Source organism: Streptomyces sp. SID13726, assembly GCF_010548375.1.
Classification (GTDB): Bacteria; Actinomycetota; Actinomycetes; order Streptomycetales; family Streptomycetaceae; genus Streptomyces.
In genome coordinates this window covers 122,412-134,911 of record NZ_JAAGLY010000020.1, presented here as the reverse complement: position 1 = coordinate 134,911, position 12,500 = coordinate 122,412, and the positions used below count along the sequence as shown (strand labels likewise).

The window sequence follows — 12,500 nt, the reverse complement described above, 5'->3', positions numbered from 1 at the left end:
CCGTCTGGGGTGGAAGTAACGGACAGTTCACCAGTGCGCCGTCATATGCGCTGGCATGGCGCCGGGTGTTCGAGGGCATAAGCCAAGCAGGTCGACGCCCGAACCACGGGTGTCGGATCTCAGCGGGCGGCACGGGGCCGTCCGCCCGGGAGGCCCTTTGCACCAGCCTTGCCGTGCGGTCTCAGCACGGAAGAAGCAGTGGAGGGCCGGTTCCCGGCCCGTGCAAACGGGCCGTCGACCGGTCCAGCTCCACTCCGTCGCTCCCCGACCTCATCCGAGGGGGTACGTCCTTCCGTGGTGACCAGCACAAAGCGCCGTATGCCTGACCGGCGCACCTATGTTCTCGACACCAGCGTCCTGCTGGCCGACCCGAACGCCCTGAGCCGCTTCGACGAGCACGAGGTAGTGCTCCCCATCGTCGTGGTCACGGAGCTGGAGGCGAAGCGGCACCATCCCGAACTCGGCTACTTCGCCCGGCAGGCCCTGCGCCTGCTCGACGAGTTCCGGGTCCGGCACGGCCGCCTCGACGCCCCCATCCCGATCGGGGAACTCGGCGGGACCGTCCGTGTCGAGCTCAACCACTCGGACCCCAGCATCCTGCCCAGCGGCTACCGCCTGGGGGACAACGACTCCCGCATCCTCGCGGTCGCCCGCAATCTGCAGGCCGAGGGGTTCGACGTCACCGTCGTGTCGAAGGACCTCCCGCTCAGGATCAAGGCGTCCTCGGTCGGTCTCCTCGCCGAGGAGTACCGCGCCGAGCTCGCCATCACGGGCTCCTCCGGCTGGACCGGGATGTCCGAACTGACCCTGCCCGGTGAGCAGGTGGACATCCTCTTCGAGGAAGGCCACGTCCACGTCCCCGAGGCGTCCGAACTGCCCGTGCACACCGGGCTGACCCTCCACTCGGAGCGCGGCAAGGCGCTCGGCCGCGTCTCGCCCGACGGCAACATCCGTCTGGTGCGCGGCGACCGGGAGGCGTTCGGCATCAAGGGCCGCAGCGCGGAGCAGCGCATCGCGCTGGACATCCTCCTCGACCCGGACATCGGCATCGTGTCGATGGGCGGCCGGGCCGGCACCGGCAAGTCGGCGCTCGCGCTGTGCGCGGGTCTGGAGGCGGTCCTGGAGCGCCGCCAGCACCAGAAGGTGATGGTCTTCCGTCCGCTGTACGCGGTCGGCGGGCAGGAGCTGGGCTATCTGCCGGGCTCCGAGTCGGAGAAGATGAGCCCCTGGGCGCAGGCGGTCTTCGACACCCTGTCCGCGGTCGCCAGCCGCGAGGTCATCGAGGAGGTCACCGCGCGCGGGATGCTGGAGGTCCTGCCGCTCACCCACATCCGCGGCCGCTCGCTGCACGACGCGTTCGTCATCGTGGACGAGGCCCAGTCGCTGGAAAGGAACGTCCTTCTCACCGTTCTGTCCCGAATCGGCGCGAATTCACGGGTGGTTCTCACCCATGACGTGGCACAGAGGGACAATCTCCGCGTCGGCCGCTACGACGGTGTCGTCGCCGTGGTGGAGAAGCTGAAGGGGCACCCGCTCTTCGCGCATGTGACCCTGACGAGGTCCGAGAGGTCCCAGATCGCGGCCCTTGTGACCGAAATGCTGGAGGACGGCCAAATCTGAGGTAGTACCCGCCAGTTGGCGCCGTCCGGAAAGGCCAAGAGCCTAGCCGGGCGGCGCCTTCGCGTGTCGAGGTTTCTCGAAATCCCTGGGGTCAAACGGGATGTGAGCTTTCACACGCAACTCAGAATTGCCACTCGGCGTCGGGTTACGGCAGAGTCTCGGTTCTGTCAGGCCCCGCATACGGCACATCTGTACCCCCAGCGGTACGGCACCACAGCAGCACCGGATCAACTCCATATCGTCCGCCGTATGCCGCCCGCGCACCATGCGGCGCTCCCCGTGAGGGAGTTGCCCACCGGGCCCGTGTCTCCCGTGACCCCGCAGTTGGGAGGCCAGTGTCCAGGGGCAGATCGCGTCCGCCAGGGTCACCGAAGCGGGCGATGCTGGAAGGAAACCGTGTGAGCCCGATTTCGGTCCGGGGATTCGCAGTGGCCTCCGCCACCGCGGTCACCGCTGTCGGAAGCGTCGTCGGAGTTGCCTCCGGCAGCGTCGCGCAGCCGAACGACGCCGAGGCGACGGCAGCCGACACGACGCTCCTGGCGGACATCCCCGCGGGTGAGCAGGCTCAGGTGCAGACCGCGTCCCTCACGCAGCAGGCCGACTACCAGGCCATCGCCGCGGACGCGAGCGCCAAGAAGGTCGCGGAGGAGTCGGCGCGCAAGGCCGCCGCCAAGTCCGCGATCGAGAAGAAGGAACTCGCCGAGAAGGCGGCCAAGGAAGCCAAGGAGCGCGCCGAGGCCAAGGAGAAGGCCAGCCGCAGCTCCTCCAGCTTCCCGGTGCAGAGCTCGTACACCATCGCGCAGATCCAGTCGATGGCTGCCTCGATGGTTCCGAGCGGCCAGTTCCAGTGCTTCAGCAACATCGTGGACCACGAGTCCAGCTGGAACTACCGCGCCGTGAACGCCTCCTCCGGCGCCTACGGTCTCTTCCAGGCCCTGCCGGGCTCCAAGATGTCGTCGGTCGGTTCCGACTGGCAGACCAACCCGGCCACCCAGATCAAGTGGGGCCTGAACTACATGGACAGCCGGTACGGCAGCCCCTGCGAGGCCTGGTCGTTCTGGCAGGCCAACAACTGGTACTAGGCCTCTCGCCGTGAACCGGAACTCCGCACGCGGATTCGCCGTGGTCTCGGCCACGGCGGTCACCACTGTCGGTGCCGTCATGGGCGTCGCCCAGGCCGGCACCGCTCAGCCCACCGACGACGCCCAGGCGCCGGCCGGTGACGCCACACTCCTCGCGGACATCCCCGCAGGCGAGCAGGCCCAGGTGCAGGCGGCCCCGCTGGCCCAGCAGGCCGAGACACAGGCCGTCGCCGCGGACGCCGGTGCCAGGAGGTCCGCGGAGGAAGCGGCCCGCAAGCAGGCCGCCGAGGACGCGCAGGCCAAGCAGCGGGCCGCCGCGGAGAAGGCGAAGAAGGAGCGGGAGGCCAAGGCCGCCACCGGTGTCTACCCGCAGCAGGCGTCGTACACCACCGCCGAGGTCCAGGCCCTGGCACGCCAGATCATCCCCAGTGGGCAGTACCAGTGCTTCAGCAACATCGTGAACCACGAGTCCACCTGGAACTACCTGGCCGTCAACGCCTCCTCCGGCGCCTACGGACTCGTCCAGGCCCTGCCGGGCAACAAGATGGCGTCCGCCGGTGCCGACTGGCAGACCAACCCGGCCACCCAGATCAAATGGGGCCTCAGCTACATGAACGAACGCTACGGCAGCCCCTGCGACGCCTGGTCCTACTGGCAGGCCCACGGCAACTACTGATCACGGGCCGCCCCGCCCGCTCAACCTCACGCAGCCCCGCCCCGTCCTAGGGGGAGGGGCTGTCGCCCTGTACGGTCGGACCGGACGACTCCAGGGGGGAGTAGTGGGGAGAGACGGGGGAAGAGGACGGATCATGTCGCGAGTGCCAGGGTGGCTCGGTCGGCTCGGTGCCCGGCTGACCGATGTGGGAGAGCGGTTGGACGAGCGCCGCGCCGAGGTGGCCCGTGAGGAGGCCGAGGCGGACTCCGCCCCGCCGCCGCCCGCGCGCAAGCCGAGGAAGCCCGCGAGTCCCGCCTCCCGCCGGCCCGTGGTGCTGGTCCCCCGTCCCGATCCGGCACAGGCGGTGCCGTGGGGCGTCCGGGTCGCCGCCGAGGCCGGCTGGCGGCTGCTGATCCTCGCGGGCACGGTCTGGGTGCTGATGCGGGTCATCAGCGCCGTACAGCTTGTCGTGTTCGCCTTCGTCGTGGCCCTGCTCATCACCGCGCTGCTCCAGCCGACCGTGGCCCGCCTCCGGAGCCACGGCGTGCCCCGCGGCCCCGCCACGGCCCTCACCGCGATCCTCGGGTTCGTCGTCATCGGCCTGATGGGCTGGTTCGTGACCTGGCAGGTCATGGAGAACATCGACACGCTCTCCGACCAGATCCAGAACGGCATCGACGATCTGCGCAACTGGCTGCTGAAGAGCCCGTTCCACGTCACCGACAAGCAGATCAACCAGATCGCCAAGAACCTCCGCGAGGCGGTCGGCGCCAACACCGACCAGATCACCTCCGCGGGCCTGGAGGGCGTCCAGGTCGTCGTGGAGGCGCTCACCGGCATCCTGCTGACCTTCTTCTCCACCCTCTTCCTGCTCTACGACGGCCGCCGCATCTGGGAGTGGTCGCTGAAGCTGGTCCCCGCGGCCGCCCGTCCCGCCGTGGCCGGCGCCGGCCCGCGCGCCTGGCACACCCTGACCGCCTACGTCCGCGGCACGGTCCTGGTGGCCCTCATCGACGCCGTCTTCATCGGCGTCGGCATCTACTTCCTCAATGTCCCCATGGCCGTGCCGCTGGCCGTCTTCATCTTCCTGTTCTCCTTCATCCCGCTCGTCGGCGCGGTCGCCTCCGGCGCGCTCGCGGTGGTCGTCGCGCTGGTCACCCAGGGCGTGTTCACCTCGGTGATGACCCTCGCGGTGGTCCTCGCCGTCCAGCAGATCGAGGGCCACATCCTCCAGCCGTTCATCCTCGGCCGCGCGGTGCGCGTCCACCCGCTCGCGGTGGTGCTGACGGTCGCGACCGGCGGCATGGTGGCCGGCATCGGCGGCGCGGTGGTGGCCGTACCGCTGGTGGCGGTGACGAACACGGTGGTGAGCTACCTCAAGGCCTACGCCGAGGAGCAGTCGGCCGGGGACGAGGGCGTGGACGACGGCGGGGACGGGAGCGGCGACGGGGACGTCGCGGGCGAGGAGGGGCCGGCCGATCAGCCGCCTCCGGACCCTGAAAAACCTGCCTCGAATTCGGTCAAATGAGCGCCGAACGCACTGTTTTGAGTAGCCCCGCGACTCAACTTCCGTCAACTAGCGGCAGCTGGGAAAGCGGCGCCCGGAATATGCGCCCGGACTGATACACCTTCCCTCCTCAGTGCTACGCGTCAGGCGTGTGTACGAGGCGGCGGGGGGTGTGATGTCGGGCCACGAACACCTGGCACAGGCCCTGGCCTCGTGCGGGCGCGACGGCTTCACCGGAGAGCTGCGGGTCACCGGAACCCCGGGCGGCACCCTCCACTTCGGCGACGGACGGGTGGTCGCCGCCGAGTCGCCGGGCGCCCCCGGCCCCGAGGCCCTGCTGCTGCGCTCCGGGCGGGTCAGCGGCGAGCAGTGGGCCGAACTGGTGCGGGAGTCCGGCGGCGCGCGCTGGCCGGCGACCGCGCTCATCGCGCACGGCTACGCGGGGGCCGCGCAACTGCGCGTGGTGTGCGCGCTGGCCCTGCACGACGCGGTCTTCGCGATCGCCGCCGGCCGGGTCGAGGAGTGCGAACGGTTCGCCACCGAGGTGCCGTTCGCCCAGGTCCCGGTGGGTGAACCACCTCTGCGGCTGCTCCAGGACGCGACCCGCAGACTCACCGCCCTCGCCAATCTGCCGCACTCCGTGCACCCCGACCGCGAACGCCCCGTGCGCTCGGGCACCGACGACGGGGCCGGCGGTCTGCGGCGCGATCTGCTCACCCACGCCGACGGCCGCAGCACGGCCCGGGACCTCGCCTTCCGGGTCGGGCGCGGTGTCTACACCGTCACGGTCGAGGTCGCGCGGATGCTCGACGAAGGGCTCCTGGAGTGCGCCGGGCCACCCGCGGTCATCCCGGTCCGCACCCTGCCCGAAGGGCATGATCTGCGGCCCCGCAAACCCTCGCCCGTGGAGCAGTCCCCACCGCCCACCCGGACCGATCTGCCCCGCCGCAAACCCGGCAGCTTCTTCCGGCTCCGAAACGGAATGACGAAATAACAGGCCGACCAGATGTGAACAGGAATAGGGGAGTTGAGTACATGGATCACAAAGCCCTGGCGCTCGAAATGCGCGGTCTGCGGGAACAGGTCACCGGTATCACGGACACCGCGGTCGCCGCCGCGGACGGGCTGCTCATCGCCGCCGACACCGCCGACTCGATCGACCCGGAGGGCCTCGCCGCCCTCGCCGCGGCCGGGCTCGGCCTCGCCCGGCGCACCGCGGGGGCGACCGCCCGTGGCTCGCTGCGCCGCACGGTGACCTACGGCAGCCACGGCTGCGCCGCCTTCTACGCCGTCGGCGACACCGCCCTGATGGTCGTACTCGGCGACGAGGGCCTGGACGTGGACCAGCTGCACCGGGTGACCCAGCCGACCCTGAACCGGATCGGCTCGATCCTCACCGACGAGGCGACCGAGGCGACCGAGGCGGCGGCCGAAGCGACCGAGTCGAACCGAGCGACCGAGAAAGCACCAGAAGGAGTCTGAAGGGATGGCGACGAAGCGCATGACGACAGGTTTCTCCGACCAGGTGATGGGCCTGGTCAAGTCCCTTCGCACCGACGCCCCCGACTGCGTCGCCTCCGGCGTGGTCGACATGTCCACCGGCATGCTGCTGTCGTACGAGACCGTCGAGAACCACCCGCCAGAGGTCCTGGACCTGCTGGCGGGTGCGACGCTCGACCTGTTCCAGGGACGCACGGTCGTGATGATCGAGGACGTCTTCAAGGAACGCCGCGGCATGGCCAGTGACAACCACTTCTTCCAGGAGATCCTCGTCAACAGCGAGAACCTCACCCACCTGTTCGTGCGGATGAACGAGCAGCAGGACGTGGTGGCCGTCGTGGTCTGCCGCAAGTCCGTCAACGTGGGCATGCTGTTCGCCCAGGTCCGCCGGGTGGTGAAGGAGTACAGCCTCTGAGCGGGACGTCCGGCTGCGGGCGGCTACTCCGTCCGCAGCCCGTCCGGCCGCATCAGCCTCAGCAGCGGCGGCAGGCTCAGCAGCGTCACCACCAGGACCACCCCGGCGCCCACCCCGGTCATCGACAGCACGCTCGACCAGTCCACCCGGATCGAGGTGTCCGTCATCCGCAGCAGGACGACCCCCAGGCCCAGCCCCACCACCGTGGCCAGCAGCAGTCCGAGGGTGATCGGGATCGCCGTCTGCCACAGCACCGACAGGCTCAGGGTGCGCCGCCGGGTGCCGAAGGCGACCAGCGCCGACAGCAGCTTCTTGCGCTCGCGCAACTGCTCCAGCTGGGAGACCAGCAGACTCGCCCCGATCAGCGCCAGCACACAGACGGCACCCACGAACAGGCCGGTGCGGATGGTCTCGTAGCGGTCGTTGCTCCTGGTGGACACCCAGGTCATCGGCTCCTCGCGCGGATCGACCCGGGCCGCCGTGTTGCGTACGTGGTCGCGCGCGTCCGGCACCGACTCGTCCAGCCGCAGATAGACCTGTCCGCGCACGCTCCCCGCGGCGTTCGCGGGGAAGGCGCCCGGGGTGATCAGGAGGCCGGCCCGCCTGAAGCCCGTCGGGTCCGTGATCGACCGGCCCTGCTTGACACCCTTCGGCACGGTCCAGGTGACCCAGGTGGACTTCTCCGGATTGCCGGAGGTGTCGAAGTACAGCTTGGTGCCGGGAGCGCTCGACACCTCGGACTCGCCGTCCGCGTTCACGACACCGGAGGCCTCGCCGTCCGAGTCCACCGCGGCCTTGACGGAGAAGACGTCACCGTCGCGGCAGGACGGCAGCGCGGCCACCTCACGCAGCGAGGTGCAGTCCGCGACCGTCACCCGGGTCCCGTTCGCGTCGACGCTCTTGCCGTCGCTCACGTACCCCTCGTCGAAGGCGTACACCTGCGCGACGCCCTCGGTGTCGGTGAACTGCTTCGCGGTCGCGGCGAGCGTCTTCCCCTCCGGGACGCTCACCTGCATCTGGGCACGGGAGACGTCGTAGCCGGACGGCTTGGTGTAGTCGCTCTCGGTGGCCGCGAACAGCATCTGGAGAGCGATCGCCCCGGCCACCGCCACCGCGATGCCGTTGACCATCCTGGCCGCCGTACCGCTGCTCAACTGGAGCCTGCGCACGGCCAGTTGCCAGGAGAGTCCGCCGGCGCCCAGCCGGGCCACGACCGCCTCGACGATCCACGGCAGCAGCGCGGTCACGCCGACCAGGAGCAGGATGACACCGCCGGTGACGAGGTACTGGTTGAAGTCGCCGCCGTCCCGGCCCTGTCCGACCATCGGGTAGAGCATCCCGAGACCGGCCAGCGGTACCAGCAGCCGCCACCACAGCCGGCGCCGGGCGGGCTTCGCCGTCCGCACCACGCCGAGCGGCTCGATGACCACGCCCCGCAGGGCGAGCAGCGTCACGAGGACGGCCGCCGCGGGCACCGAGACCCCGACCAGCAGGGCCAGCAGCGGCGAGGGGTTGAGATAGCTCGGGAACACGCTCTGCCCGAACACCTCGACGGAGCCCGCCACTTCACGGCCGATCAGGAAGAACACGGCACCGAGGACGAGTCCGAGCACCGCGCCCGCCAGCGCCTCGCCGGCCGCGATCCGCCGGGTCGAGCGGCCGTCGGCGCCCACCAGCCGCAGGGCCGCGAGCCGCCGGTCGCGCCGCTCGCCGCCGAAGCGCACGGCCGCGGTGATGAACACGGCGACCGGCATCAGCAGCACCACGAAGACGACCAGGACCAGCAGCACCAGCACCGGGTCGGAGTCCGACTGGGGCGGGTTCGGGTCACCGAACTTGTCGATCCGGGTGACTCGGGCGCCGTCGACCCCCTGTGCGGCGAGCCCCTCGGCCCCGCGGTAGAAGGCGAATTCATGGGAGCCGATCAGCCCGCTCTCGCCGATGGTGCCGACGATCCGCGCCGGCAGCCGCTCCCGCAGGAGCTTGCCGCCGTCCGACTCCAGCAGCTCCTTCAGCGCGGGGGAGACGACCATCTCGCCGGCCGCCGGGAACGTGGAGAGCCCCGGCGGCAGGGGCGCCTTGGGTCCCTCGGGCTCGATGTCCCGGCCGCGGATGTCCGTCTCCCTGAAGGTGGTCGACGCGTTCGCCGACAGCAGGGTGTTGTCGCCCTTCTTCACGGTCGGCTCGTTGTACGTGATGTCCGAGCGGGCGGCTTCCCGCTCGTGCCGGACCGAGAGCGCGCTCGGCAGCGCGGTGGTCAGCAGCAGCAAGGCCACCCCGAGACCGACGCCGACCGCGGTCAGCGTCGCCCGCATCCACCCCTCGCGCCCGCCCGCGAAGGCGAACCTGACCCCCATGCCGAGGTCCCTTGACCACTGCCCGACGTTCATACGACCCGCTCCATGTCCCGGGACTTGCCGTCCCGTACGACGATCTCGCGGTCGGAGTAGGCGGCGACCCGTGCCTCGTGCGTGACGAGGACGACGGCCGCGTTGGTGGACCGGGCGGCGTCCGTGAGCAGCTCCATCACCCGCTCGCCGTTGAGGGAGTCGAGCGCGCCGGTCGGCTCGTCGGCGAACACCACGCGCGGGCTGGTCACCAGGGACCGGGCCACGGCCACCCGCTGCCCCTGGCCGCCGGACACCTCACCGGGCCGCTTCTTGCGGAGGCCGTCGACCTCCAGGCGCTCCATCCAGGTGAGCGCGGTCCGCTCGGCCTCCTTGCGGGAGGTGCCGTTCAGGCGCAGCGGAAGCGCCACGTTCTCGACGCAGGTCAGTTCGGGGACCAGCTGCCCGAACTGGAAGACGAACCCGAAGTCGGAGCGCCTGAGGGCACTGCGCTCGGCGTCGCTCATGGTCGCCATCTCGCGCCCGCCGTACAGGATCGACCCGGAGTCGGGTGTCACGATGCCGGCGAGACAGTGCAGCAGGGTCGACTTCCCCACACATGGCCTGTGTGCCCGATTCGCTAGCCCTTAACAGGGGCCCCAAACGGAGGTATAACGGACACATGGGACAGTCCACTCTGATCCGGCCCAATCTGCCGCAATCCGTAGCGCTCGCGCAACTCTGCGTGAGCTACGGGCGAGTCTCCCTTGATGAGCAGAAGACGGGCAAGGGGGTGGCGTCCCAGCACACCGAGAACGAGGATTTCGCCCTTGAGGACGTCGGGCGCGCAGTCGAGCGGCACTACTCCGACATTGGCATTTCCGCCTTTGCCCAAAAGCGCGAGCGCCCAGGGTTCCAAGACCTACTGCGGGACATTGAAGCGGGACTCATCACCATCGTCATCGTGTGGCATGCAGACAGGCTCACACGTGACACGTCGGAGGCGGATGAGTTCATTCGTCTGTGCGTCGCCAAGGGTGCAACCCTGTGGAGTCAGCAACGCGGAGGCCCGTACAACTTCAAGCGGGCAGCCGGTAGGGCCGACTTCAAGCGCGACATTGTCAAGGCAGAGGAAGAGTCCGCCCACAAGGGCGAGCGCGTCTCTCTCTCGCACAAGCGACGCGCCCTGAATGGTGAATGGGGCGGAGGCGTCCGGCCGTTCGGGTGGGGTGTCGATACCGGGCGCGTGCGCTCCAAGTGCATCAACCCCAGGGCCGATATCGCCGACAGGGTTTACGAAAACGTTCCTGTGTTGGACATGACCCAACACAGGCCCAACGAGCGGGACGAAATCCGCAGTTGGAAGAAAGCTCTGTTGGGCAAAGTCCCGGTGAATCAGGTATTGCTCTCGCTCAACAGGCGCAAGGTTCCGACTGTCTCTGAGACGGATGGACGCAAGGTGACGCGCCGGGGCAAAAATGTCCTGACTGGGCGGTGGTCTCGGGAAACCCTGTTCGGCATCCTCACCTCACCTCGCGTTGCGGGGCACGCAGTATGGCGAGGCGAAATCGTCAAGTGGAACGCCTTTGATCCGATCATCACCGAAGATGAGAGGCAGGCGCTGATTACCTTGTTTGCCGACCCATCACGCAAGACGACAACCGGCAACACCCCCAAGTGGCTTGGCAGCCTCATTTACCTCTGTGAGCGCTGCCTAGGCCCCGGGGTCACCGCAGCCGAGATTGACAAGATTCCGGAGCATGAGCGCCCGTACATGCGGCAGCGCTGCAAGACTCCCGGAACGTCCATGCCTCTGTACCTGTGCAACGTGTGCGACAAGGGCAGGCAACCGGCACCGTTGCTCGACACGTACATTGCGGCGCTGATTGTTGAGCGCCTGTCCCGCCCGGATCTCATCGAGCTTGTGTCACCCCAGGGCGAGGAAATCGACGTTGAGGGACTGCGCAACGAACAGGCGGTGTTGATCGAAAAGCGAACGCAACTTGCCGTCATGTTCGCGGAAACCGACCCGGACAAGCCCAGCATTGATGCCGCTCAGTTGCAGACGGGCAACGCAAAGATCAATGCCCGGTTGAGGGCGATCTCTGCCACGCTCACGGAGGCTGTAGGGGAATCGCCCCTCAAGGATTTCGTGACAGCACACGAGACAGCCGAACAGGTATGGGGCCGACTTGAGTTGGGCCCCAGGCGGGAAATCGTCCGCCTCATGACGTACGTCGTATGCGGGCAGGCGCCCAGGCGGAAGCCGGGCAAGCGCGCTCAGGCTGCGCCTGCGGAAGAACTTGACTACTCGACAATCACCGTGATCCCGCGGCAATAGGGGGCAGTGCTGCCCCAGAGAGGGCAGCCATATGACTGCGCGTCGCAATGCCGACGAATGGAATTTCACGCATCACGCCTTGAGTCGCGCAGTCGACATGGCGCTAGACCCCGAGGAATTGAGAGAGGCAATAGAGCGCCCGGTTAGGCCCATTGAGTCCATGGCCTATCCGGGCGTTCATCTCATCCATACAGACCGCATCGTGTTGGCCGTGAACCTTGCGGCAAAGCGCGTCATCACGATTCTGTGGAACACCTTTGATGGACGGACGCTTACGCGATTCGACCGGAACAAAGACCTAGACCGTTGCCGAGACACGACGTAAGGCCCCTGCCAATCGGGACAGGGGCCTTACTCATGTCTCGGGTGTCTCTGGTTCCTCCGCCTCTGGTCCCAGGATCACGCCTAGCGCGATTCGCTGAAAGGGACTCAGCGGGGGCCATCCGTCGACAACCGCCTTGATGTGGTCTCGGTCGGGCGCAGTCTCGGACTCCTCTGCCCCCTCCACAGTCTCTGACTCTGCCCCCTCCACAGGCACGCCCCCCTCAGGTTCTCGGTCGGCAAACGGCTCAGCGCCGTTATACCGCACCTGCGGGGGGCTCCGTGAGCGTCCGGCTAGCTCGACTGCCTGTGAGGCGTCCTGCGCCCCCTGCGCACGTCCTGGGCGCCTTCCTGCCCCTCCGCGAGGGGGGCAAGGAACACGCCCCACGTAGCAACCGTGACGTACTGCCCTCCGCGCCTCACGTGATCTTCCTTGATCTTTCGTGCCTCAAGCTCATGGCCCCATTCCTGAGCAAGGTCATGCAACGTGCCTTCCGCTGTTGCTCGTTCGGCCGCCTCATGGGCGCCTTTCCCTGTCCAAGTCTCAAGCGCGCTCTTTGTATCCATGAGGGCACATCCCTTCCCTGCGGCATTCGCGAGCCATTCTCTGACGCCCTGCCGTACCTCGCTACTCGACACAAGGAATGGCCGATGATCTGTACCCCCTGCGCCCAGGAAGCGGGCGGGCGGTTGCCCCCTACCACCTGCGCCACGTGTGGCCGGACTGTGGCG

General features: G+C 68.5%; 9 protein-coding genes and 1 pseudogene. 8 read left to right on the top strand and 2 right to left on the bottom strand.

The features are described 5' to 3' along the window. Positions 1–294: 294 nt before the first annotated feature. The 7 genes from G3I78_RS36600 to G3I78_RS36570 all read left to right on the top strand — a co-directional run bounded on the left by G3I78_RS36600 (position 295) and on the right by G3I78_RS36570 (position 6,779). Positions 295–1,620, top strand: a complete 1,326-nt coding sequence (locus G3I78_RS36600) for a PhoH family protein (protein WP_164432836.1) — start codon at positions 295–297, stop codon at positions 1,618–1,620. 398 nt (positions 1,621–2,018) lie between these two features. Next, the gene (locus G3I78_RS36595; protein ID WP_343243952.1) at positions 2,019–2,702 is read left to right on the top strand and encodes a transglycosylase SLT domain-containing protein; all 684 of its coding nucleotides are present in this window, start codon (positions 2,019–2,021) and stop codon (positions 2,700–2,702) included. Positions 2,703–2,712: 10 nt separating this feature from the next. Further along, positions 2,713–3,378 carry a transglycosylase SLT domain-containing protein gene (locus G3I78_RS36590; protein ID WP_164432834.1) on the top strand — a complete coding sequence of 222 codons (666 nt, stop codon included), beginning with the start codon at positions 2,713–2,715 and terminating at the stop codon, positions 3,376–3,378. 133 nt (positions 3,379–3,511) lie between these two features. Further along, positions 3,512–4,885, top strand: coding sequence for an AI-2E family transporter (locus tag G3I78_RS36585; RefSeq protein ID WP_164432825.1), 1,374 nt, complete (start codon positions 3,512–3,514; stop codon positions 4,883–4,885). 154 nt (positions 4,886–5,039) lie between these two features. Next, the gene (locus G3I78_RS36580) at positions 5,040–5,858 is read left to right on the top strand and encodes a DUF4388 domain-containing protein (protein WP_164432824.1); all 819 of its coding nucleotides are present in this window, start codon (positions 5,040–5,042) and stop codon (positions 5,856–5,858) included. 41 nt (positions 5,859–5,899) lie between these two features. After that, a complete protein-coding gene (locus tag G3I78_RS36575; RefSeq protein ID WP_164432822.1) occupies positions 5,900–6,346 on the top strand; it encodes a roadblock/LC7 domain-containing protein in 447 nt (148 codons plus the stop codon). A 4-nt stretch (positions 6,347–6,350) separates the two neighbouring features. Continuing rightward, complete coding sequence (locus G3I78_RS36570; RefSeq protein WP_164432820.1) at positions 6,351–6,779, top strand: hypothetical protein; 429 nt, start codon at positions 6,351–6,353, stop codon at positions 6,777–6,779. 23 nt (positions 6,780–6,802) lie between these two features. Here G3I78_RS36570 and G3I78_RS36565 read toward each other — a convergent pair whose 3' ends face one another. Together G3I78_RS36565 and G3I78_RS36560 are read right to left on the bottom strand one after the other, a co-directional pair. Next, positions 6,803–9,169, bottom strand: coding sequence for an FtsX-like permease family protein (locus G3I78_RS36565; protein WP_164432818.1), 2,367 nt, complete (start codon positions 9,167–9,169; stop codon positions 6,803–6,805). After that, a pseudogene (locus G3I78_RS36560) lies at positions 9,166–9,720 on the bottom strand (ABC transporter ATP-binding protein); the annotation flags it as partial. The gene G3I78_RS36565 and the pseudogene G3I78_RS36560, both read right to left, overlap by 4 nt. A gap of 68 nt (positions 9,721–9,788) precedes the next feature. Here G3I78_RS36560 and G3I78_RS36555 point away from each other — a divergent pair. Next, complete coding sequence (locus tag G3I78_RS36555; protein WP_164432816.1) at positions 9,789–11,447, top strand: recombinase family protein; 1,659 nt, start codon at positions 9,789–9,791, stop codon at positions 11,445–11,447. The last annotated feature ends 1,053 nt before the right edge of the window (positions 11,448–12,500 follow it).

Excerpts from the sequence above, each read along its gene's own strand:
- G3I78_RS36585 (WP_164432825.1), top strand. The coding sequence starts at position 3,512 with ATGTCGCGAGTGCCAGGGTGGCTCGGTCGGCTCGGTGCCCGGCTGACC.
- G3I78_RS36565 (WP_164432818.1), bottom strand. The coding sequence starts at position 9,169 with ATGAACGTCGGGCAGTGGTCAAGGGACCTCGGCATGGGGGTCAGGTTC.
- G3I78_RS36580 (WP_164432824.1), top strand. The coding sequence starts at position 5,040 with ATGTCGGGCCACGAACACCTGGCACAGGCCCTGGCCTCGTGCGGGCGC.
- G3I78_RS36555 (WP_164432816.1), top strand. The coding sequence starts at position 9,789 with ATGGGACAGTCCACTCTGATCCGGCCCAATCTGCCGCAATCCGTAGCG.
- G3I78_RS36570 (WP_164432820.1), top strand. The coding sequence starts at position 6,351 with ATGGCGACGAAGCGCATGACGACAGGTTTCTCCGACCAGGTGATGGGC.
- G3I78_RS36575 (WP_164432822.1), top strand. The coding sequence starts at position 5,900 with ATGGATCACAAAGCCCTGGCGCTCGAAATGCGCGGTCTGCGGGAACAG.